Raw genomic sequence first — 21,450 nt, 5'->3', positions numbered from 1 at the left:
TCTTCAAAGCTCTGTCCCCACAGTGTCCTCGGCCAGTGCGACTGCCTCAGCGCTCAGTGTCAGGCCCAGCGCCCCGGGCCCCGGGGTCGGCGCCTCCACCCGGACCCGCCACAGCCCCCCGGCCCGCTCCACGGCGACGTGGGCCCTGCCCGGCGCCGCTTCCTGCGCCGCGGACCGTACCGCCGCCTCCGGCTCCGACCGGGCCGCGGCGCGCGCTCCGGCCCGCGCCGCGTCCACACAGCGGATCTGGTCCGACGCGGCCACCAGCGCCCAGACGAGGGCGAGGACGAAGGCCACCAGCACAGGAATGGCCATGGCCGCCTCCGCCGTCACCGCTCCCCGGTCGCCGCCTCGCCCTCTTCGCGACGCCTCAGAACTTCGCATCGAGGGCGTCCTTGATCAGCGACTGCAACGCCGACAACACAGCCCCGCTGGTAACCACCTTGTAGAGCACCGCCGCGAAGGCGCAGGCGGCAATGGTTCCCACCGCGTACTCGGACGTCGTCATCCCCCGGTCCAGTCCGCGGCCCCGGGCGCTCCTGCCGAACCTGGTCTCCCACGCGCGACGCAGCCCACTCAAAGCCTGCTCCATGACCCTGCTTCCCATCTCAACCCCCTTGCTCAGAACTCACGTTGTCTTCGTTCGGAACTTCGATCAGCGCTTCGAGCAACCCGGAGCCCGGCCCCACGCGGGGGCTCGCTGGTCCTCGTCTCGATCTGTCTTCGGAGCCGGCCTCCGTGAAAGGCCGGTTCCGATCAGCTGCGGTGCAACAGACCAGTCGCCAAACCGATCACCACCGGCGCCACGCCCACCGCCAGAAAGGCGGGCAGGAAGCAGAGCCCCACCGGTGCGGTGATCAGCACACCCGCCCGCTGGGCACGCGCCACAGCCGCGCTCGCCCGCTCGGCGCGCATCTCATCGGCCAGCCTGGAAACCGGCTCTGCCGCAGGGGCCCCCGTCGTCATAGCCTGTTCCAGACAGCGGGCCAGTCGCGCGGCACCCGGTATCTCCCCGAACCGGCCCCAGGCCTCGGCCGGTTCACCACCGAGCAAGATCTCGGCCGCCGTACGGGCCAGCCGCTCGCCGACCGGACCGGCGATGGATTCCCCGACCGCCTCCGCCGCGTCCCGCGGTCCGGCGCCCACCGAAAGGCAGGACGCCAACAGATCCGCGGCAACAGGCAGCTGCCGGGCGATCAAAGCTGCCTCGGCCTTCTCACCGGCCGCACCACGCCCCCTCACCGAGTACTGCCACCGCCGCACTCCGTAGGCGGCCGCCAGACCTATCCCGCATCCGGCGGGCCCGCCGACAAGCGCCCAGCCGGCCGCCCAGACGACCAGAAACACCGCCCACCGTCGAGCACGGCTCCGGCTCGGCCCCCGCAGGCCCTTCCATCCCTGTCCTGGCGGCCCGCTCGCACGGGACTCGGTCAGCAGCGCCCCCCGTCTGCGTATCGCCCGCTCATGCCGCCCGGCGGACAGCGCGAGGGTGAGATACGCGGCTGTGCCCAGCACCGCCCCTACCGCACCCAGCACCGACGCGGTCGCCCCCATCGGTTCTTCCGCACCTGGCATCCCGCTCACGCCGCCTCCCCTGCCCGAACGATCCGCGATGCCCAGAACAGCCCCACAGCCTCCAGCAAGCCACCCGTCACCAGGCAGATGAGTCCACCCGGGCTGTGCAGCAGAACCCTCAGCGGATCCGCTCCGAGCGCCGCCCCCAGTCCCAGCCCCACCACCGGCAGCAACGCCAGGACCGCAACCGTCGACCACGCGCCCGCCAGCTGTGCCCTCAGCTCCTCCCGCCGCCGCTTCTCGCCCCGCAACGCGCTCTCCACGCGGGCCAGTCCGGCCGCGAGTCCGGCGCCGCCGTTCACGGCGACCCGCCAACAGGCAGCCATCCCCGCGAGCCCGTCGAACCCGGGCCCAGCCGACGCCTGCCGCAGCGCGCCCGGCACATCGCCGCCGAACCGCGCAGCGGCCAGGACCGCGGACTCGGCGGTGCCCAGTGCGCCGGTGTCCCGCGCGGCAGCGAGCAGAGCCTGTCCGGGCTCGCGCCCGGCCCGCAGCTCACCGACCACCGCCCCACACAGCCCCATCACCGCATGGGCCGCCTTCTCACTCTCACGCCGCCGAGCCCGCCGTCGCAGCCAGCGCCTCACGAGGGGGACCGCTACAGCGCCGGCGAGCAGAGGGAGTACTGATTCCCCCAGCGCGGCGAGAAGAGCCGCCACAGGGGCACACAGCCATTCCTGCCGCCCGTCGAAGAGCGTGCGGGCCGTGGCCCGTGCGGCCGGCACCCACTGCGCCTGCCGCCGTCGGACCGGCAACACCCGAGCCCTCCGTGCCCCCGGGTCCCGCGCCACGGCCAGACCACCTGCCACGCCCGCGCAGCACGCCATCATCACCCACACAGGCACCTGCATCAGCGCGCCAGAGCCGGGCCCCGTCATGGCTCCTCCCCGATCAGCGCTCCGAGCCGCTCCCAGCCCCGCTGCGGCTCGAACCCCTCAGTGCCCCAGCTCAGTGCCGGCACGGTGAGGACCAGCCCTGAGGAATCCCGCTCGAGCACATGCACTTCGGCCAGACGTCGCTGCCCTCCCCGGTCTCGCACGAGATGGACGACCACGGACAACGCCGCTGCCAATTGGCTGTGCAGAGCGGCCCGGTCGAGACCCGCAGCCGTCCCGAGAGCCTCCAGTCGCGCCGGAACATGCTCGGCCGCGTTGGCGTGCACGGTGCCGCAACCACCTTCGTGTCCGGTGTTGAGAGCCGCCAGAAGTTCTGTCACCTCGGCACCCCGGACCTCTCCCACCACCAGCCGGTCAGGGCGCATACGCAACGCCTGGCGTACCAGGTCCCGCAGCGTCACCCGCCCAGCGCCTTCCTGATTGGCTGGACGCGATTCCAGACGCACCACATGCGGGTGGTCCGGGCGCAATTCCGCCGAATCCTCGGCCAGTACGATGCGTTCCCGCTCACCGACCGCCCCCAGCAGACTCGACAGAAGAGTCGTCTTCCCCGCGCCGGTTCCTCCACTGATCAGATACGAGACCCGGGCCTCGACCAGAGCTCTCAACAGCCGGTCGCCGCCGGGTGGTACGGTCCCCGCCGACACGAGCTCCGCCAGCGTGAAGGCCCTGGGCCGCACCACCCGCAGCGAGAGGCACGTCGAGCCGACCGACACCGGCGGCAGAACCGCATGTATGCGCGTTCCGTCCGGCAGCCGGGCGTCCACCCACGGCCGGGCATCGTCCAGCCGGCGCCCCGCCACCGCGGCGAGCCTCTGAGCCAGCCTCCGGACGGCGGCCGCATCCGGAAAGACGACTCGGGTCAGCTCGAGCCCACCGCCGCGGTCCACCCACACCCGGTCGGGGGCGGACACCAGCACATCGGTCACCGCCGGGTCGGCCAGCAGCCGCTCCAGGACTCCTGTGCCGACCAGTTCCCCCCTCAGTTCCTCGGCCGCGCCGAGGACTTCCGCGTCACCGAGCAAACGGCCCTGCTCCCTCAGCGCGGCAGCCACCCCAGCGGGAGTGGGCGCCGCACCGCTGCGGGCGAGTCGTTGGCGTACGGCGTCGAGCAATGCGTCGGTCATGACGTCTCTTCCTCGCGAGACCGGGCCGGCACGCCGTCCGAACGGCCCTGGACATCCGCCAGGTCCCAGAACGCCGCGCAGAAACGGGCCAGGGCGCCGCGCGAGTTTCCGCCCGGTGGCACACCACTGTCCTGAGCCGAAGCCAGCCCGGACTCTGCGGGCAGGTCACCGACGAGCGGCAGGCCCAGCGCATGTGCCACCCACTGCTCGTCCAGCCCTGCCGTGTAAGGGCCCCGCGCTACGACTCGGAGGTCTTCCAAAACCATTCGAGCCGAGGACGCCACTCGCTGCGCTGCCGCGACCGCTCTCAGCTCGCCGGGCACGACCAGCAGCCCCACGTCCAGTTGTGCCAGCGCCTCTGCCACGCTTTCGTCGATCCGCCGCGGCAGATCCACGACCACCACTCCACCGAGCCGGCGCGCCGCAGCGAGCACGGACTGCATGGCCTGTGGCGGGACGATCACCTCGTCGTCCCGGCTCCAGCTGAGCACACGGAGCCCGTGCAACGCGGGCAGGGACTCCTCCAGCGCCCCTCCGCCCAGCCTCCCCTTCGAACGGGCGAAATCCGGCCACCGCAAGCCTTCGGATTCCTCACCGCCGAGCAGCACGTCGATCCCGCCGCCCAGAGGATCGGCGTCGATCAGCATGGTCCGGCGGCCGGACCTCGCCGCTGTCACGGCAAGCGCACAGGCCAGCGTGGATGCGCCGGAGCCACCGCGTCCCCCCATCACTCCCACAGTGAGCGCGGACCGGCCCACACCCTCCACCGCGTCGGCGATCTGGTCGACCAGCCAGCCTTCGGAATCGGGCAGCCTCAGCACGTATTCGGCCCCGATCTCGACCGCGCGACGCCATACATCCGGGTCGTCCTGGTCCCGCCCGACGAGCATGACGCCGGGCCTCCGGGCCGCCCCGCGGCACCCGCGCGCCGCGTCGTCGCCCACCAGAACCATCGGAGCCCGCTCCCAGCCGCCCCTCGTTCCCGGAGGGCCGTGATGCACCTCGGGCAGCGCTCCCGCTGCCGCGCACAGCCTGAGCAGATCGTCCAACAGGTCAGCGTCCTCGGTCACGATGAGCGGTCCGTCCCGCCGCCCTTCAGCACCGGACGGGCCTTCGCCCGCGAAAGATCCCTCCACGATCTCTGCCCCCTCTTACTGCCCCTTCAGTGCGGATTCGCGGCGATCTCGAACACTTCCGAGAGGCGCGATTCCGGAAGCCGCGGACTTCGCGGGTGGAATCAACATGCAACGAGCCGGAAAAAGATGTGGATCTTGCTCAAGAACTGTGGACAACTCAGGCGTTGTGAATATCCCGCTAGCTCGTACAGGCGACATTCTCAGCGCAGTCATTCCGCTACACGCGGTGACGATGCATGATCGAATGAACCCGGAGGGAAGGGGGGCGACGGCGGCCGCAAGGAGGGGAGGGCCCTCATTCTCGGGCCCCAAAACGCATCCGGACATGCGACGACCCCCGCCGGGGGGGAGAGCGGGGGTCGTCCCCACGGCCGACTCAGGGGGGGGAAGAGCCGGACCGGGTGAGCACGGTCGCGAACGATCCGTGACTTCCATGGTGTACCCGAGCACCTTCTCAGGCAAACCCACCCGCCGGATTTTACGCCAAATGGCGGGCCCCTATGCTCAGCTTTGTGGAAAACTGCTTCTCGCCGCGTACAGCAGCCTTCTTTGACCTGGACAAGACGGTCATTGCGAAGTCATCGACACTGACCTTCAGCAAGTCCTTCTATCAGGGCGGGCTGATCAACCGCCGTGACGTACTGCGCACCGCGTACGCACAGTTCGTGTTCCTCGCCGGGGGTGCTGATCACGACCAGATGGAGCGGATGCGCGAATATCTCTCAGCACTCTGCAAGGGATGGAACGTCCAGCAGGTCAAGGACCTCGTCGCCGAAACCCTGCACGACTTGATCGATCCGATCATCTATGACGAGGCCGCAACTCTCATCGAGGAGCACCACACCGCCGGACGCGATGTGGTCATCGTCTCGACCTCAGGCGCTGAAGTCGTCGAACCGATCGGGGAGCTGCTGGGTGCCGACCGGGTCGTGGCGACCCGGATGGTCGTGGGCGACGACGGCTGCTTCACCGGCGAGGTCGAGTACTACGCCTACGGGCCGACCAAAGCCGAAGCGATCGAGGCTCTCGCCGAATCGGAAGGCTACGACCTCTCGCGCTGCTACGCGTACAGCGACTCCGCCACCGATGTGCCCATGCTGGAGTCGGTCGGCCATCCGCACGCCGTCAATCCTGACCGGGCGCTGCGGCGCGAGGCCACTCTCCGAAAATGGCCGATTCTCGTCTTCGATCGGCCTGTCCGGCTCAAGCAGCGCCTGCCCACGTTCCCCATGCCACCGCGGCCGGCACTCGTGGCGGCGGCCGCACTGGGCGCGGCCGCCGTGACAGCCGGGCTGGTCTGGTACGCCAACCGCCGCCGCACCGCCTCACTCACTGGCTGACCGGGCCTGGCTGCGGGACAGACGGGCGCCATCGGACGCCCGCCGCCCCCATGGACGACAAAGCCCCTTCCGGGCACACACACAGGCGTATCCGATTCGGCTGCATTTGAACATAAAAGTAAAGAAATGTAGTCAGGTCTTCCGCTCCCTCCCCGTCCTGGAGTACAAAGGACTCAACGGCCCGCGAGACCAGGGACATCCGAGAGGATGACCGTCACGCACGAACGGCCCACGGACCGACGCATGAAAGTCGAGTACCCACGCGACGTCGACCCGTCGATTACGGGCCAGCCGCACCAGGTAGCGGGCAAAGAACCCGACCTGATGGGCACATATCGAGGACGCTTGGTAACTGGACGGACATGTCAGCGGCGGTACCGGAACCGGTACCGCCGCAACCCTTCTCCAATACCTGTCCGCAGAGTCCGATACGGCTGCGCAGCACTCAGCCGGCCGCGTCACCGGTTTTGATTTCACGCACCCGCCTAGGCGGCGCCGCGCTGCAGCGCCTCGCACACGGCCGTGGACTCCCTGACGCCCAGCCCCACCGAACGCCCGCAGTGGGCGATCCAGGCGGCCACACCCTCCGGCCTCCCCGACAGGTATCCCTCGAAGGCGGCCACGTAAGCCGCGCGCCCCTGCTCCGCATGACCGACTTCGGCCGGACAGATCGACTTGGGGTCGAGCCCACTGCCGATCAGCACGATCCGCTCGGCGGTCCGGGCGACGAGACCGTTGTGCGAACCGAAGGGGCGAAGCGCCAGCAGTTCACCGTGCACCACCGAGGACGTGACGAGCGCGGGCGCCGAACCACCGGCGATGATCAGGCGCGAGAGCCCTTCAAGCCGCCCGGACACCTCTTCCGCGCCCGGGACAGGCGCGTCGATCAATGGCTCATCCACCGGCTCGCCCGCCAGCCTGGGCCTACCGACCGTGTCCTCGGGAGTAGCGCCACCTGCCGCCACCAGGTGCAGCCGCGCCAGAACACGAAGCGGTGACTGCCTCCAGATCGAGAGCAGCTGCCCCGCCTCCGCCGTGAGTCTCAAGGCGGCACCGATGGTGCGAGCGTCGTCCTCACCGCTGAAGTCCGTGCGCCGACGCACCTCTTCGAGATTCCAGTCGGCGCCCGCGAGTGCAGCCGAACCGCGGGCTCCACGCAGGGACGCTTCCGCCGTGACCTCATTGCTGCGGCGCCGCATGACCCGATGCCCGTAGACCCGGTCCACCGCCTTGCGTACGGAGTCCACCGCGTCGGCGACCCCCGGCAGTTCCCCTAGGGCGGCCAGCGGGTCCGAGGAAGTCGTACTCATAAGTAGGGAGGCTACTCGCCCCCGCTGCGATATCGCCCAGGAGTGGTCTTCTTCACGAAGGGCGACAGCAATGAGCGATGATGCCACTACCCTAGGTGAACATGAAGATCGCTTTCGTAGGGAAGGGCGGCAGCGGAAAGACCACGCTGTCTTCGCTCTTCATCCGCCACCTCGCTGCCAATGAAGCCCATGTCGTCGCGGTGGACGCCGACATCAACCAGCACCTCGGGGCCGCCCTCGGCCTGGACGAGAACGAGACCGCCGCTCTGCCCGCCATGGGGGCCCAACTGCCTCTCATCAAGGACTACCTCCGCGGAAGCAACCCCCGCATCGCATCCGCCGCAACCATGATCAAGACAACACCGCCCGGGGAGGGGTCCCGACTCCTGCGCGTCCGTGAGGACAACCCGGTCTACGACGCCTGCGCCCGCACGGTCCGTCTCGATGACGGAGAGATCCGGCTGATGGCCACCGGTCCGTTCACCGAGTCCGATCTCGGCGTCGCCTGCTACCACTCCAAGGTCGGAGCAGTCGAACTCTGCCTCAACCACCTGGTCGACGGCCCGGACGAGTATGTGGTGGTCGATATGACTGCGGGGTCGGATTCGTTCGCGTCGGGCATGTTCACCCGGTTCGACATGACCTTCCTGGTCGCCGAACCGACCTGGAAGGGCGTCTCCGTCTACCGGCAGTACAAGCAGTACGCACAGGACTTCGGTATTGCGCTGAAGGTGGTGGGCAACAAGGTGCAAGGCGAGGAGGACCTCTGTTTCCTGCGTGCCGAAGTAGGCGACGACCTGCTGGTCGGCGTGGGTCAGTCCGACTGGGTCCGCACGATGGAGAAAGGCCGGCCCGCCCCGTTCGAGCTGCTCGAGGCGGACAACCGCATGGCACTGCAGGCCCTGCAGAATGCCGCAGAGGACTCGTACGAGCTACGCGACTGGGAGCGCTACACGCGACAGATGGTGCACTTCCATCTGAAGAACGCGGAGAGCTGGGGCAACGAGAAGACGGGGGCCGACCTGGCTGCCCAGGTGGACCCCGCTTTCGTCCTGCATGAGCAGTGCACGCAAACGGGCGCCGCCCGGCCGGCCTGAGCCGGACTGGGGCGGCACCAGGGGTGATCCCTAGTCCGCGCTCTTGCCGGGCCCCTTGCCTGCCGACCGATCCACCGGCCTGGCAGGCACGGGGCTGCCTGCGCGCTTGCCCGGGGCCGCCCCCGCAAGGAAGGCAGTCCAGCCAGGCCGGGGCTTCTGGCCGACCTTCAGCGTCCCGAGTTGGGCAAGCGTCGCCTGGTCCTGCGCGTCCAGCCAGTCGGCGAGCTGACGGAAGGAAACGCACTGCACCTCCCGCTGGGTACAGACCGTCTTGATCGTCTCCTCGACCGCACGCATGTAGGTGCCGCCGTTCCAGGACTCGAAATGGTTGCCGATGATCAGTGGAGCGCGGTTCCCGTTGTAGGCGCGGTCGAACGCCTGGAGCAGCCCGTCCCGCATCTGGTTACCCCAGTACTCACGCTTGTCCGGGTCGCCCTGCGTCCTCGTACCGGACTGGTTGAACATGAAGTTGTAATCCATCGAGAGCGTCTCGAACGAGCGGCCCGGCATGGGGACGAGTTGCAGGGGAAGATCCCAGATCCCGTCCTTCTTCGCAGGCCAGACCTGGTTGCCGACGCCGCTGGAGTCATAGCGGAACCCCATGGTCCGCGCGGCTGCGACCATGTTCTTCTGCCCTTCCAGGCACGGAGTGCGGGCGCCGATCAACTCCTTGTCGTAGTCGAAGGGCAGGGGCGCTTCACCCTTGAGGGCAGGGGCGTTGGTCTTCCAGCTCTTCACGAACGACTTCGCCTGGGTGATCTCGCTCTTCCACTCCTCGACCGACCAGGTGCCGACTCCTCCGTCCGGCCCGCAGAAGTGCCCGTTGAAGTGGGTACCGATTTCGTGGCCGTCCAGCCACGCGGCACGCAGCTCCGTCAGCGTCCGGCGGATCCCCTCGGCGTCGTTGAACCCGATGTCGGAGCGGCCCGACGAATGCCGAGGCGGGTCGTAGAGCTCCCTCTTCTCTTCCGGCAGGAGGTACACGCCGCTGAGGAAGTACGTCATCCTGGCGTCGTACTTCTTCGCGACCGCACGAAAATGCGAGAACAGCTTCTGGCTGTCCTCCCCCGCACCGTCCCACGAGAACACCACGAACTGCGGGGGCTTCTGACCGGGCTTGAGACGCATGGCCGCGGGAAGTTCCGGCTGAGCTCCCGTGAAGGCTGTGGAACCGTCGCCGATGAGGGTGACCGCCCCCTTCGGCGCCGCCGCCGGTGAGTTCCCTTCCGTGGCGGAGGCCGCCTCCTTCCCCGCTCCTGGTGCGGGGCCGACGGCCGAGCAACCGGCCAGACCGGCGATCAGCGCCATGGCCACGGCCCCCAGGGCGATCCGCTTCGCGACGGCCATCATCCGTCCACCCTCTTCCTTGCAGGATTCATGCGTTGAAGTGCCGACCCGGCGCGGTCAACCTCACACGCAGCTCTGCCGGAATCAGTACGACAAGCCGAGTGAAAAGATGCTTATTCACTTGAAAGGGTGATGAACTGAGCCATTTACTCGAAAGCATGGACACTCTTCTTTACTCTCCATTACGATTCATTTACGGAGAGTTTAGAAATCCCGCCGCTTCAACCCACCGCTGCACGCCGTGAACCACGGCCGCCGTCACTCACATCCGCGACCGCGCTGCCCCGGAGGAGACGGGAATATGTCTGCCTGCGTCCCTACCCGCAACGAACACTCACCCCGCAGTTCGCGCGCTTCCCGCGCCTGGGGATTCAAGCGTCCCCACAGCCCGCCGCCCCCGCACCGCCGCGGAAGCTTCCGCATCTCAGGTGCGGATCTGTCCGCCTCGATCACTGTCTTTCTGATCGCCGTTCCCATGTCGCTCGGTCTCGCCGTCGCCATGGACGCCCCCCTCGCCGCCGGCCTGGTCTCGGCGGCGATCGGCGGCATTGTCGCCGGGCTACTGGGCGGCACGCCCCTCCAGGTCAGTGGCCCGTCCGCCGGACTGACCGTCGTCACAGCCGAGTTGATCCAGATCTACGGCTGGCGCACCACATGCGCGATCACCATCGGTGCGGGGCTCCTGCAGATTCTGCTGGGTTCGCTGAGAGCCGCCCGCAGCGCCCTTGCAGTCAGCCCGGCCATCGTGCATGGCACGCTCGCAGGTATCGGTGTGGCCATCGCTCTCGCCCAGGTGCATATCGTGCTCGGCGGGACACCGCAGAGCTCAGCCCTCGACAACGCCCTTTCACTTCCCTCCCAATTGGCACAGGTCGAACCGGCCGCCCCCCTCGTCGGGGTCCTGACAATCTTCCTTCTCATCGTGTGGCCGCGCCTGCCCGGACGGATCGGAACGTCGCTGGGCAGATTTCCTGCCGCGCTCGCCGCCGTGGTCATCGCAACGGCTGTGGCCACAGTGGCGACCCCCGGCATCGCCCGGGTGGACCTTCCGTCATGGCGCTCGCACGTGCTGCCCGAACTGCCGCAGGGCCCGGTCGCAGCGCTGGCTACAGCCGTATTCACCGTGATGCTCGTGGCCAGCCTCGAATCCCTGCTGGCTGCGGTCTCCGTGGACAAGCTGACTGCCGAGCGGTCAGCAGGCACTTCCAGAGACGGGGCGGCACCGCCCGTGTACATCAAAAGGTCCGATCTCGACCGGGAGCTGCGGGCCCAAGGTATCGCCAATGCGGTGTCAGGACTCGCCGGAGGCCTTCCCATCTCCGGTGGCGCCGTACGCAGTTCCGCGAATGTGCGGGCGGGCGCGACGAGCCGCGCATCAACCGTGCTGCACGGCGTCTGGGTACTGCTGGCAGCCATGCTGCTGGTCACAGCCCTCGAGCTGATCCCCCTGGCGGCGCTCGCCGCCCTGGTGATGGTGGTCGGCATCCAGATGGTCAGCTTCGCCCACATCCGCAAGGTCCACAAGCACAGGGAGTTCCTGGTGTACGGCGCCACGATCAGCGGCGTGATTCTCGCGGGAGTGCTCGAGGGTGTGGCGTTCGGCATCGTCGTGGCAGTGGGCGTCGCCCTCCACCGGCTGGCCCGCACGAGGATCACCGTGACGGAACAGGACGGCCGTTATCTGGTCGCCGCTCGGGGTCAGCTGACCTTCCTGGCCGTCCCCCGGCTCAGCCGCCTGCTCGGAAAACTTCCACAAGGGGCGGACGCCGTGGTCGAGCTGGACGGCTTCTTCATGGATCACGCGGCGTACGAGACGATCCAGGACTGGTACGCGGCTCAGACCGCACTGGGTGGGCGGATCGAGTTCACCGGACGCTCCGGTGGCCGGATCGCCGAGCCTGCGTCGGCCGCCCATTCCTGCTGCCGGCCATGGACGCCGTGGCGCAACCATCACTGCCACGACCACGACCGCGCGCAGGACGCCGCGCTCACCACCTTCCTCGCTGGCTCGCACGTCATCTCGAAGGCTGCCCCTTCCGCTGTCCCGAGTAGCTCCCCGGGTCGCCGGCACGGCACCCATCGGCTCCTCAGCGGTCTCAGTTCGTTTCAGCGCACCACCGCTCCGCTGGTCCGGGGAGAGCTGGCCCGACTCGCAGCCGAAGGGCAGCGGCCGTCACAGTTGTTCCTCACCTGCGCCGACTCCCGCCTGGTCACCAGCATGATCACGGCAAGCGGCCCGGGCGACCTCTTCACCGTGCGAAACGTCGGCAACCTGGTGCCGCCACCGGACACCGGGAGCGCCACGGCCAACGACGACTCCGTGGCTGCCGCCATCGAGTACGCGGTGGACGTGCTCGAGGTCGAGTCGATCACCATCTGCGGTCACTCAGGATGCGGCGCGATGCAGGCCCTGTTGGGGGCCGCTCCGGAGGCGCCCCGGACACCCCTGTGGCGCTGGCTACGGCACGGGCTGCCGAGCTTGGAGCGCATGCGTTCCCGTCACCATTCCTGGGCGCGCATCGCCGGCCGACTGCCCACCGATGCGGTGGAGCAGCTCTGTCTGACCAATGTGGTCCAGCAGTTGGAGCACCTGCGTACGCACGAATCGGTGGCCCGCCGCCTGGCGGCAGGCACCCTGCAACTGCACGGCATGTACTTTCACGTCGGCGAGGCGCAGGCCTACCTGCTGACCGAGGGCGCCAGTTCCGGAACGGGGCCCGACGAGGTCTTCGTCCGTGTCGCCCCCGGCGCCGTATGGGGTGCGGAGCCCGGCACCGAATCTCTGCACGCAACCCCCGGCACCACGGTCGGCGCCTGAACCACTCGCACACCCGGTCCGTGAGACCTTGTGGTCCCGCTTTCGCATCACACAGCGCTGCTTGCGAAAGCGGGACATGTGACTCCTTACACGAGACACAGGTCTAAACCAATTCCCGGCAGACACTTGTCACCTGGCCCGCAGCCTGATGAGCTGTCCCCCGGGACACAACGGACACCCTGGGAATGGGAGATGTCGTGAGCAACGAAAGCCTGGCCAATCTGCTCAAGGAGGAGCGGCGGTTCACACCGCCTGCCGATCTGGCCGCGAACGCCAACGTGACAGTGGAGGCGTACGAGCAGGCCGACGCGGACAGGCTGGGCTTCTGGGCCGAGCAGGCCCGCCGTCTGACCTGGGCCACGGAGCCGATCGAGACACTCGACTGGAGCAACCCGCCCTTCGCGAAGTGGTTCGCGGACGGCAAGCTAAACGTCGCGTACAACTGCGTCGACCGGCATGTCGAGGCGGGCAACGGCGACCGGGTCGCGATCCACTTCGAGGGCGAGCCCGGCGACAGCCGCGCGATCACCTACACGGAGCTGAAGGACGAGGTCTCCCGCGCGGCCAACGCACTCACCGAACTCGGCATCGGCAAGGGAGACCGGGTCGCCGTCTACCTGCCGATGATCCCGGAGGCAGCAGTGGCGATGCTGGCCTGCGCCCGCATCGGCGCAGCGCATTCGGTGGTCTTCGGCGGCTTCTCCGCGGACGCCATCGCAGCGCGTATCCGGGACGCCGACGCCAAGGTCGTCATCACGGCCGACGGCGGCTACCGCCGTGGGAAGCCCTCGGCGCTCAAACCCGCCGTGGACGACGCCGTCTCCCGCATCGACAGCGTCGAGCATGTCCTCGTGGTCCGGCGCACCGGGCAGGACACTGCATGGTCCGAGGGCCGGGACGTCTGGTGGCACGAGATCACCGGCAGGCAGTCGACCGAGCACACACCTGAGGCCTTCGACGCGGAGCAGCCGCTCTTCATCCTCTACACCTCGGGAACCACGGGTAAGCCGAAGGGCATCCTGCACACGTCCGGGGGCTACCTGACCCAGACGGCGTACACCCACCACGCGGTCTTCGACCTCAAGCCCGAGACGGACGTGTACTGGTGCACCGCCGACATCGGCTGGGTCACCGGACACTCGTACATCGTCTACGGTCCGCTTGCCAACGGCGCGACCCAGGTCATGTACGAAGGCACGCCCGACACACCCCACCAGGGACGCTTCTGGGAGATCGTCCAGAAGTACGGGGTCACGATCCTGTACACCGCGCCTACCGCGATCCGTACGTTCATGAAGTGGGGGGACGACATCCCCGCCAAGTTCGATCTGTCGTCGCTGCGCGTCCTCGGTTCGGTCGGTGAGCCGATCAACCCCGAGGCATGGATGTGGTACCGCAAGCACATCGGTGCCGACAACTGCCCGGTTGTGGACACCTGGTGGCAGACCGAGACCGGCGCCATGATGATTTCCCCGCTTCCAGGGGTCACGGCGGCCAAGCCCGGTTCGGCCCAGCGGGCCCTGCCAGGCATCTCCGCCACCGTCGTCGACGATGAGGCTAACGAGGTGCCGAACGGCGGGGGCGGCTATCTCGTCCTCACGGAGCCGTGGCCGTCGATGCTCCGCACCATCTGGGGGGACGACCAGCGCTTCATCGACACCTACTGGTCGCGCTTCGAGGGCAAGTACTTCGCGGGCGACGGGGCCAAGAAGGACGAGGACGGCGACGTCTGGCTGCTCGGCCGCGTCGACGACGTCATGCTCGTGTCCGGGCACAACATCTCGACCACGGAGGTCGAGTCGGCCCTCGTGTCGCACCCCTCGGTCGCCGAGGCCGCCGTGGTCGGCGCCAACGACGAGACGACCGGTCAGGCCATCGTCGCCTTCGTGATCCTTCGCGGCACGGCCACCGCCTCAGAGGAGCTGGTCGCCGAGCTGCGCAACCACGTCGGCACCACGCTCGGGCCGATCGCGAAACCCAAGCGGGTCCTCCCGGTGGCCGAGCTGCCGAAGACCCGGTCCGGCAAGATCATGCGCCGCCTGCTCCGCGACGTCGCCGAGAACCGCGAGCTGGGCGACGTCACGACCCTCACCGATTCCTCGGTCATGGCCCTCATCCAGACGCAGCTGCCCGCCGCGTCCTCCGAGGACTAAACCGGACCGCCGTACGGCGCGGCGCCGAGGGGCATGGCCCCCCGGGTGCCCCTCGGGGCACCCGGGGGGGGTGAGGCTCCTCCGGGCGTGCGGGTACGGAAGACCCCAGGCACGCCGTCGGACGCCGCACACCGGTTCCGGATACCGTTCCGGTACTCCAGGTAGAGTGGTGGTTCCGTCGACGGGAGCACCTCAGAAGAAGCACGTCACAGGAAAGCCGTCGGCGCGAACAGCTAGCGTCAACAACCACAACACGACATCTCCACAGGGGCGCCGGGAAGTCTGGTCGGCATGTGAAAACGCCATGCCACCACTGCCGTGTACCGACCCGGAGGTCTCCCCCGTGGCCACGCCCGCCCCCCCGTCAGGCCGACGCAGCACTCTGCTCGGCCGGCTGTCCTTGCCCGAGCGGAATTACGTCGCCGAGGCCCTGCGCACCGAGACGGTCGGTGGCATCATCCTCCTGGTCGCGGCCGTAGCCGCGCTGATATGGGCGAACACCTTCGGCTCGGCCTATGAGGCCGTCAGCCACTTCCGCCTCGGTCCCGGGACCCTGGGGCTGGACCTCTCCGTGGCCCACTGGGCGGCCGACGGACTGCTCGCGGTCTTCTTCTTCGTCGCAGGCGTCGAACTCAAGCGTGAGCTGGTCGCCGGGGAGCTACGTGACCCCCGGGCGGCGGCCCTGCCCGTCGCCGCCGCGCTCTGCGGCATGGCCGTCCCCGCCGTCGTCTACACGCTGACCGCCGTGCTCGGTGGAGGGTCCGCCGTCGGCTGGGCCGTCCCCACCGCCACCGACATCGCGTTCGCGCTCGCCGTCCTCGCGGTCATCGGCACATCGCTGCCGTCGGCACTGCGCGCCTTCCTCTTGACGCTCGCCGTCGTCGACGACCTATTCGCCATCCTCATCATCGCGGTCTTCTTCACCGAGAACATCGATTTCCTGGCGCTCGGAAGTGCCTTCGCCGGCCTGGCCGTGTTCTATGTGCTGCTGCGCGCAGGAGTGCGGGGTTGGTACGTCTACCTCCCGCTCGCCCTGGTCATCTGGGGGCTGATGTACAACAGCGGCGTCCATGCCACGATCGCCGGTGTCGCCATGGGCCTCATGCTGCGCTGCACCAGGCGTGAGGGCGAGGCGCGCTCCCCCGGCGAACACATCGAGCACCTGGTGCGCCCTCTGTCGGCCGGCGTCGCGGTTCCGCTGTTCGCCCTCTTCTCCGCCGGTGTCACTCTCAAGGGCGACGCCCTGGCCGACGTCTTCACCCGGCCCGAAACTCTCGGTGTGGTGCTCGGTCTGGTCGTGGGCAAGACCATCGGTATCTTCGGCGGCACCTATCTCGTCACCCGCTTCACCAAGGCCGAACTGAACAAGGACCTCGCCTGGGCAGACGTCTTCGCCGTAGCCATGCTGGCCGGCATCGGCTTCACCGTTTCGCTGCTCATCGGGGAGCTAGCCTTCACCGGCGACGAAGACATGATCAACGACGTCAAGGCGGCGGTCCTCGTCGGTTCCCTGATTGCCGCCGTACTCTCCGGTGTACTGCTCAAACTGCGGGTACGCAGATACAGGGCGCTGCACGCGGCCGAAGAACTCGACGCCGACGAATCGGGAGTGCCCGACGTCTACGAGCAGGACGACCCGAAGTTCCACCTGCGGATGGCCGCGCTCCACGAGAGAAAGGCTGCCGAGCACCGTCGCCTTGCCGAACGGGCGGGGGCAGCGAGCAGCAAGCCGGACAGTCCGGCATGATCTGACATCGAATGTACGGAAGAGAGAAGGGAGTCAGGGATGAGCGACCCCGGCAACTACGCGGGCAGCACCGACCGTAGTCTCGGACAGCTGTTCGCTTCGGCGACTGCCGAGATGTCCGCGCTGGTGCACGACGAAATCGCCCTGGCCAAGGCCGAGGTGCGTCAGGACGTCAAGCGCGGCGTGATCGGCAGTGTGGCGTTCATCGTCACGGGCGTGCTGATCCTGTTCGCGATCCCCGTGCTCAGCTTCGCCGCGGCCTACGGGATCCACAATCTCGGGCTCGGCCTCGCCTGGTCGTTCCTGATCGTCGGCGGCGCGTTCATCCTGCTGGGGATCCTGCTCGCCCTCTTCGGGCTCGCCAAGTTCAAGAAGGTCAAGCCGCCGGAGAAGTCCATCGCCTCGGCCAAGCAGACCGCAGCGGTCCTGCAGGGCGTCAAGCCGCACCCTCGCCCCGCCGCCGGCGCGCGTGCGATCGAGCAGGCGCAGGGCAGCACACTCGCGGACAAGGCCATCGAGAGCCGTTCTGTCCAGGACAAGGCAGTCTCTGTGACACGCTCGTCCACATGACCGACCCCGATTTCAGCGCATCCGGCCCGGTAGGGCCGCTTGGAGCGGCTGCCGGTTCCGGCAGCCCTGTCCGCCTCGACGGGCCGTGGACCCACCGTGATGTGGCGGCCAACGGCGCACGCTTCCATATCGCCGAGCTCGGCGACGGGCCGCTGGTGCTGCTGCTGCACGGGTTCCCGCAGTTCTGGTGGACCTGGCGTCATCAGCTGACCGCCCTGGCCGACGCCGGGTACCGCGCGGTCGCGATGGATCTCCGCGGGGTCGGCGGCAGCGACCGTACGCCCCGGGGCTACGACCCTGCGAACCTGGCGCTGGACGTCACCGGCGTGATCCGCTCGCTCGGCGAGGCGGACGCGGCTCTCGTGGGGCACGACATGGGCGGCTATCTCGCCTGGACCGCGGCGGTGATGCGGCCGAAGCTGGTCCGGCGGCTCGTGGTGTCGTCGATGCCTCATCCGCGCCGCTGGCGTTCCTCGATGCTCTCGGACCCCGCGCAGTCCCGGGCCGGTTCCCACATCTGGGGTTTCCAGCGCCCGTGGGTTCCGGAGCGTCAGCTCGTGGCGGACGACGCGGCTTTGGTTGCCCGGATGATCCGTGACTGGTCGGGGCCGCGCACCCCTGACTTCCCCGACGACCGGACCGTGGACGTCTACCGGCGCGCGATGTGCATCCCGTCCACGGCGCACTGCTCGATCGAGCCGTACCGCTGGATGGTGCGCTCCCTCGCGCGCCCGGACGGCGTCCAGTTCAACCGGCGGATGAAGCGACCGGTACGTGTACCGACACTGCATCTCCACGGCTCGCTCGATCCGGCGATCCGTACCCGCAGTTCGGCGGGTTCCGGCGAGTACGTCGAGGCGCCGTACCGGTGGCGACTTTTCGACGGTCTGGGGCACTTCCCCCACGAGGAGGATCCGGTCGGCTTCTCGACCGAACTCATCAACTGGCTCAAGGACCCTGAGCCCGACCGGTAGCCGACGCGCACAAGTATCCGACGAACAGCCAATTGCCTGCCGCATAAGCCAATTGGCTGACTCGCACACGATTACCGACCTTGGGGCACGGGCAGACGTCGAGGTATGGGCTGGACGCGCGACTTCAACGACGCAGCACGCAACCGCCGCTCGACCGCTCCTGTCGGTCCGAGCATTCCTGAGGGGGGCGGCTCCCGGAGCCGAGTGCACGATATGAGCGATTTCCATGATCTCCGGCTGGGCATTCCGCGCATTCTCCACCGCCGGGCCCGCTGGGTCTCGGCGCGCCTGCGCCATCCCCGTGGTTGACGCAGGAGACGCCGGACAGCACGCCACGCACATCCCCGGGCCCGAGCGGTGCCCCTGCGTCCGGCCGGAGCCGGACGCAGGACCTCAGAGCGCGCAGCCCTGGCTGTCGACCTGCTGAACCGTGGACTTGCCGAGGTCGATGTCCTCGCGGATCTCGTCGACCGTCAGCGCGTAGCCCGTGGCGGGGTCGTCGAGTGACTTGGCGAACACCACTCCGTACACCTTGCCGTCCGGAGTGAGCAGTGGACCGCCGGAGTTGCCCTGCCGGACGGTCGCGAAGAGCGAGTACACATCGCGTCCCACGGTGCCCCGGTGGTAGATGTCCGGGCCGTTGGCGTCGATACGGCCCCGGATGCGGGCGGAGCGTACGTCGTAGGCGCCGTTCTCCGGGAAACCGGCCACGATGGCGCTGTCACCGCTCTCCGCATCCTTGTCGGTGTCGGTGAAGCGCAAGGGCTCGGCGTCCAGGTCCGGGACGTCCAGAACGGCGATGTCCCGCTGCCAGTCGTAGAGGACGACCTTGGCGTCGTACAGCCGGCCCTCGCCGCCGATCTGGACGGTCGGCTCGTCGACGCCGCCGACCACGTGGGCATTGGTCATCACACGGCGGTCGGAGAAGACGAAACCGGTTCCTTCGAGAACCTTGCCGCAGCTCGGTGCCATGCCGACGACCTTGACGATGGACTTCTTGGCACGGGCGGCGACGGGGCTTCCGGCCAGTGCCGGATCCGGGGTTTCGACTTCAGGGATGGGCTCGTTGGCGAAAGGGCTGAAGACCTGCGGGAAGCCGTTCTGCGCGAGAACGGAGGAAAAGTCCGTGAACCAGTTGGAGGCCTGATCCGGCATCACCCGGGAAACCCCGAGCAGGACCGAGGAATTACGGACCTCCTTGCCCAGAGTCGGCAGTGACGTACCGGCCAGCGCGGAGCCGATCAGCCAGGCCACCAGGAGCATGGCCACCACGTTGACGAGGGAACCGCCCGTGGCGTCCAGAGCCCGCGCCGGAGACCACGTGATGTACCGGCGGAGTCCGTTGCCGAGATGAGTGGTGAACGCCTGGCCCACGGAAGCGCACACGATCACGATCACGACCGCGACGATGGCGGCGGTGGAGGAGACTTCCGACCCGTCGGTCGCCTGGTCCCAGATGACCGGTAGCAGGTAGACGGCGACGAGACCGCCGCCCAGGAAGCCGATCACGGACAGGATGCCGACGACGAAACCCTGGCGGTAGCCGATGACCGCGAACCACACGGCGCCGACGAGCAGCAGGATGTCCAGCACGTTCACCGTCTATAGCCTCGCAGATTCGTCACCTGGCCCGTCCGGTTCGACGGGGTCCGGGCCAGGCCCGGAACAGCGCAGCATGGGAGTCAGCCTGTCATGCGCGCCAGTCGAGCGGCACCTGCCTGGTCCTGTCCCAGGGGCGTTCCCACCCTGCGTAATGGACAATCCTGTCGATCACACCGGCTGTGAATCCCCACACCAGTGCGGATTCGACCAGGAATGCGGGGCCTTTGTGGCCGCTCGGGTGGACGGCGGTCGCGCGGTTGGCCGGGTCCGTGAGATCCGCCACGGGGGCGGTGAAGACCCGGGCCGTCTCGGCCGGATCGACGACACCCACCGGGCTGGGTGTTCGCCACCAGCCGAGTACGGGTGTGACGACGAAGTGGCTCACCGGGATGTAGAGCCGGGGCAGCACGCCGAAGAGCTGGACACCGCTCGGATCGAGTCCGGTCTCCTCCTCGGCCTCCCGCAGCGCGGCCCTGAGCGGCCCGATGGTCGCGTGGTCGCCGTCCTCGGGATCGAGAGAGCCTCCGGGGAACGAGGGCTGGCCGGCGTGTGAGCGCAGGGAGCCGGACCGCTCCATGAGGAGCAGCTCCGGACCGCGCTCACCCTCGCCGAAGAGCACCAGCACGGCGGACTGGCGCCCGGCGCCGCTCTCGGGAGGAAGGAATCGGCTGAGCTGCTGGGCCTGCACGGTCCGCGCCGCCCTGGCCACGGGCTCGAGCCAGGCGGGCAGCCCGTCGGTGGAGACGGCGAACGCGCTGTCGCGGGGCGCGCCCGTCTCAGTGGTGGCCGCGTCAGCTGCGGCCCGTGTGCTCTGTGCGTGCGTCATGGGCACCCCCGTCGTTCCAACGCCTGTCACCGGCCGTTTCGTTCCGCACGGACCCGGCCCGCACGCCGCCGGGGGGCCGCTCACCCCGGTCACCCCTTCGCCCCGCAGGACGGCCGCTCACCCGGCTCCCAGCGGCGGGGCCGGGCTGCCCGGATAGTCCGGAGGCGGGCTGAGTCGCTGGCCCGGGTAGCCGCCCATCTCGTACTTCAGGAGCTTCTTCGCCCTCTCGGGATCCGTCTCGCCTTCCCCGTAGGAGGGGCAGAGAGCGGCGATCGGGCAGGCTCCGCAGGCGGGCTTGCGGGAGTGGCAGACGCGGCGGCCGTGGAAGACCACGCGGTGCGAGAGCATGGTCCACTCGCTTTTCGGAAAGATCGCGGCGACCTCCGCCTCGACCTTCTCCGGGTCTTCCTGCTCGGTCCACTTCCAGCGGCGTACCAGGCGGCCGAAATGCGTGTCCACCGTGATGCCAGGGACCCCGAACGCGTTGCCGAGTACGACGTTGGCCGTCTTGCGTCCGACGCCGGGCAACTTCACCAGATCCGCCAGCCGACCGGGGACCTCTCCGCCGTAGTCGTCCCTCAGGGCTGCCGACAGGCCCATGAGGGACCGCGCCTTGGCCCGGAAGAAGCCGGTCGGCCGGATGATCTGCTCCAGCTTCTCGGGAACTGCGGCGGCCATGTCCTCGGGCGTCGGATAGGCGGCGAAGAGCGCCGGGGTGGTCTGGTTGACCCTCAGGTCGGTGGTCTGGGCGGAGAGGACCGTGGCCACCAGGAGTTCGAAGGGATTACGGAAGTCCAGCTCGGGGTGTGCGTACGGATAGACCTCGGCCAGCTCGCGGTTGATCCGGCGGGCTCGGCGGACCATCGCCAGACGTGACTCCGGCTTGGCGGACCTGCCCGACGCTGCCCCCATCGAGGGATATGCGGCTTTTC

Annotated in this window: 19 protein-coding genes; 8 read left to right on the top strand and 11 right to left on the bottom strand. The window is 68.6% G+C overall.

Annotation, left to right across the window (positions count from 1 at the left end; translation table 11 throughout):
* Positions 1 to 3: 3 nt before the first annotated feature.
* From ACWD04_RS19200 to ssd, 6 genes are all read right to left on the bottom strand, one after another.
* Positions 4 to 384, bottom strand: coding sequence for a TadE family type IV pilus minor pilin (locus tag ACWD04_RS19200; RefSeq protein WP_451133353.1), 381 nt, complete (start codon positions 382 to 384; stop codon positions 4 to 6).
* Complete coding sequence (locus ACWD04_RS19195) at positions 371 to 607, bottom strand: DUF4244 domain-containing protein (RefSeq protein ID WP_451133351.1); 237 nt, start codon at positions 605 to 607, stop codon at positions 371 to 373. Before ACWD04_RS19195 ends, ACWD04_RS19200 begins: the two co-directional genes overlap by 14 nt.
* A 149-nt stretch (positions 608 to 756) precedes the next feature.
* Positions 757 to 1,575 (bottom strand): type II secretion system F family protein, encoded by an 819-nt coding sequence (locus ACWD04_RS19190; RefSeq protein WP_451133522.1) that lies wholly within the window; start codon positions 1,573 to 1,575, stop codon positions 757 to 759.
* Positions 1,576 to 1,580: 5 nt separating this feature from the next.
* Complete coding sequence (locus ACWD04_RS19185; RefSeq protein WP_451133349.1) at positions 1,581 to 2,453, bottom strand: type II secretion system F family protein; 873 nt, start codon at positions 2,451 to 2,453, stop codon at positions 1,581 to 1,583.
* The gene (locus tag ACWD04_RS19180) at positions 2,450 to 3,598 is read right to left on the bottom strand and encodes a TadA family conjugal transfer-associated ATPase (protein WP_451133347.1); all 1,149 of its coding nucleotides are present in this window, start codon (positions 3,596 to 3,598) and stop codon (positions 2,450 to 2,452) included. The genes ACWD04_RS19185 and ACWD04_RS19180 overlap by 4 nt, the downstream gene beginning before the upstream one ends.
* The gene (gene ssd / locus ACWD04_RS19175; RefSeq protein ID WP_451133345.1) at positions 3,595 to 4,734 is read right to left on the bottom strand and encodes a septum site-determining protein Ssd; all 1,140 of its coding nucleotides are present in this window, start codon (positions 4,732 to 4,734) and stop codon (positions 3,595 to 3,597) included. Before ssd ends, ACWD04_RS19180 begins: the two co-directional genes overlap by 4 nt.
* 500 nt (positions 4,735 to 5,234) lie before the next feature.
* Between ssd and ACWD04_RS19170 the strand changes: the two genes are divergently transcribed.
* Positions 5,235 to 6,074: an HAD family hydrolase gene (locus ACWD04_RS19170; RefSeq protein ID WP_451133343.1), complete on the top strand. Its 840-nt coding sequence runs from the start codon at positions 5,235 to 5,237 to the stop codon at positions 6,072 to 6,074.
* A 485-nt stretch (positions 6,075 to 6,559) separates the two neighbouring features.
* Here ACWD04_RS19170 and ACWD04_RS19165 read toward each other — a convergent pair whose 3' ends face one another.
* The gene (locus ACWD04_RS19165) at positions 6,560 to 7,384 is read right to left on the bottom strand and encodes an oxidoreductase (protein WP_451133341.1); all 825 of its coding nucleotides are present in this window, start codon (positions 7,382 to 7,384) and stop codon (positions 6,560 to 6,562) included.
* 101 nt (positions 7,385 to 7,485) lie between these two features.
* On the opposite strand from ACWD04_RS19165, the gene ACWD04_RS19160 reads away from it, so the two are divergent.
* Positions 7,486 to 8,481 (top strand): ATP-binding protein, encoded by a 996-nt coding sequence (locus ACWD04_RS19160; protein ID WP_451133339.1) that lies wholly within the window; start codon positions 7,486 to 7,488, stop codon positions 8,479 to 8,481.
* A 30-nt stretch (positions 8,482 to 8,511) separates the two neighbouring features.
* Here ACWD04_RS19160 and ACWD04_RS19155 read toward each other — a convergent pair whose 3' ends face one another.
* Positions 8,512 to 9,831, bottom strand: a complete 1,320-nt coding sequence (locus ACWD04_RS19155) for a hypothetical protein (RefSeq protein WP_451133337.1) — start codon at positions 9,829 to 9,831, stop codon at positions 8,512 to 8,514.
* A gap of 298 nt (positions 9,832 to 10,129) precedes the next feature.
* Between ACWD04_RS19155 and ACWD04_RS19150 the strand changes: the two genes are divergently transcribed.
* The 6 genes from ACWD04_RS19150 (at position 10,130) to ACWD04_RS19125 (ending at position 18,399) form a co-directional block, all read left to right on the top strand.
* Positions 10,130 to 12,646: a SulP family inorganic anion transporter gene (locus ACWD04_RS19150; RefSeq protein ID WP_451133335.1), complete on the top strand. Its 2,517-nt coding sequence runs from the start codon at positions 10,130 to 10,132 to the stop codon at positions 12,644 to 12,646.
* Positions 12,647 to 12,831: 185 nt separating this feature from the next.
* The gene (gene acs, locus ACWD04_RS19145; protein ID WP_451133334.1) at positions 12,832 to 14,799 is read left to right on the top strand and encodes an acetate--CoA ligase; all 1,968 of its coding nucleotides are present in this window, start codon (positions 12,832 to 12,834) and stop codon (positions 14,797 to 14,799) included.
* 343 nt (positions 14,800 to 15,142) lie between these two features.
* Complete coding sequence (nhaA, locus tag ACWD04_RS19140; protein WP_451133332.1) at positions 15,143 to 16,546, top strand: Na+/H+ antiporter NhaA; 1,404 nt, start codon at positions 15,143 to 15,145, stop codon at positions 16,544 to 16,546.
* A gap of 39 nt (positions 16,547 to 16,585) precedes the next feature.
* A complete protein-coding gene (locus ACWD04_RS19135) occupies positions 16,586 to 17,116 on the top strand; it encodes a phage holin family protein (protein WP_451133330.1) in 531 nt (176 codons plus the stop codon).
* Positions 17,113 to 18,090, top strand: coding sequence for an alpha/beta fold hydrolase (locus ACWD04_RS19130; RefSeq protein WP_451133328.1), 978 nt, complete (start codon positions 17,113 to 17,115; stop codon positions 18,088 to 18,090). The genes ACWD04_RS19135 and ACWD04_RS19130 overlap by 4 nt, the downstream gene beginning before the upstream one ends.
* A 105-nt stretch (positions 18,091 to 18,195) precedes the next feature.
* Complete coding sequence (locus ACWD04_RS19125; protein ID WP_451133326.1) at positions 18,196 to 18,399, top strand: hypothetical protein; 204 nt, start codon at positions 18,196 to 18,198, stop codon at positions 18,397 to 18,399.
* Positions 18,400 to 18,483: 84 nt separating this feature from the next.
* Here ACWD04_RS19125 and ACWD04_RS19120 read toward each other — a convergent pair whose 3' ends face one another.
* The 3 genes from ACWD04_RS19120 to nth form a co-directional block, all read right to left on the bottom strand.
* On the bottom strand, positions 18,484 to 19,689 hold the full coding sequence (locus ACWD04_RS19120) for a MarP family serine protease (RefSeq protein ID WP_451133324.1): 1,206 nt from the start codon (positions 19,687 to 19,689) through the stop codon (positions 18,484 to 18,486).
* A 91-nt stretch (positions 19,690 to 19,780) separates the two neighbouring features.
* On the bottom strand, positions 19,781 to 20,518 hold the full coding sequence (locus ACWD04_RS19115; RefSeq protein WP_451133322.1) for an NUDIX hydrolase: 738 nt from the start codon (positions 20,516 to 20,518) through the stop codon (positions 19,781 to 19,783).
* A gap of 117 nt (positions 20,519 to 20,635) precedes the next feature.
* Positions 20,636 to 21,430 (bottom strand): endonuclease III, encoded by a 795-nt coding sequence (gene nth, locus ACWD04_RS19110; RefSeq protein ID WP_451133320.1) that lies wholly within the window; start codon positions 21,428 to 21,430, stop codon positions 20,636 to 20,638.
* Positions 21,431 to 21,450: the final 20 nt, after the last annotated feature.

The sequence above is a fragment of the Streptomyces sp. NPDC002911 genome (genome assembly GCF_053591835.1).
Note: the sequence above shows the minus strand (reverse complement) of the source record. Positions and strands in the feature narration are given on the sequence as shown.

What these genes read in the sequence shown, in the direction of transcription:
- nth (WP_451133320.1), bottom strand. Translation starts at nt 21,430, where the DNA reads ATGGGGGCAGCGTCGGGCAGGTCCGCCAAGCCGGAGTCACGTCTGGCG.
- ACWD04_RS19130 (WP_451133328.1), top strand. Translation starts at nt 17,113, where the DNA reads ATGACCGACCCCGATTTCAGCGCATCCGGCCCGGTAGGGCCGCTTGGA.
- ACWD04_RS19115 (WP_451133322.1), bottom strand. Translation starts at nt 20,518, where the DNA reads ATGACGCACGCACAGAGCACACGGGCCGCAGCTGACGCGGCCACCACT.
- ACWD04_RS19170 (WP_451133343.1), top strand. Translation starts at nt 5,235, where the DNA reads ATGCTCAGCTTTGTGGAAAACTGCTTCTCGCCGCGTACAGCAGCCTTC.
- ACWD04_RS19185 (WP_451133349.1), bottom strand. Translation starts at nt 2,453, where the DNA reads ATGACGGGGCCCGGCTCTGGCGCGCTGATGCAGGTGCCTGTGTGGGTG.
- ACWD04_RS19200 (WP_451133353.1), bottom strand. Translation starts at nt 384, where the DNA reads ATGCGAAGTTCTGAGGCGTCGCGAAGAGGGCGAGGCGGCGACCGGGGA.
- ACWD04_RS19195 (WP_451133351.1), bottom strand. Translation starts at nt 607, where the DNA reads ATGGGAAGCAGGGTCATGGAGCAGGCTTTGAGTGGGCTGCGTCGCGCG.
- acs (WP_451133334.1), top strand. Translation starts at nt 12,832, where the DNA reads ATGGGAGATGTCGTGAGCAACGAAAGCCTGGCCAATCTGCTCAAGGAG.
- ACWD04_RS19190 (WP_451133522.1), bottom strand. Translation starts at nt 1,575, where the DNA reads ATGCCAGGTGCGGAAGAACCGATGGGGGCGACCGCGTCGGTGCTGGGT.
- ACWD04_RS19160 (WP_451133339.1), top strand. Translation starts at nt 7,486, where the DNA reads ATGAAGATCGCTTTCGTAGGGAAGGGCGGCAGCGGAAAGACCACGCTG.
- ACWD04_RS19125 (WP_451133326.1), top strand. Translation starts at nt 18,196, where the DNA reads ATGGGCTGGACGCGCGACTTCAACGACGCAGCACGCAACCGCCGCTCG.
- ACWD04_RS19150 (WP_451133335.1), top strand. Translation starts at nt 10,130, where the DNA reads ATGTCTGCCTGCGTCCCTACCCGCAACGAACACTCACCCCGCAGTTCG.
- ACWD04_RS19165 (WP_451133341.1), bottom strand. Translation starts at nt 7,384, where the DNA reads ATGAGTACGACTTCCTCGGACCCGCTGGCCGCCCTAGGGGAACTGCCG.
- ACWD04_RS19155 (WP_451133337.1), bottom strand. Translation starts at nt 9,831, where the DNA reads ATGATGGCCGTCGCGAAGCGGATCGCCCTGGGGGCCGTGGCCATGGCG.
- ACWD04_RS19180 (WP_451133347.1), bottom strand. Translation starts at nt 3,598, where the DNA reads ATGACCGACGCATTGCTCGACGCCGTACGCCAACGACTCGCCCGCAGC.
- ACWD04_RS19135 (WP_451133330.1), top strand. Translation starts at nt 16,586, where the DNA reads ATGAGCGACCCCGGCAACTACGCGGGCAGCACCGACCGTAGTCTCGGA.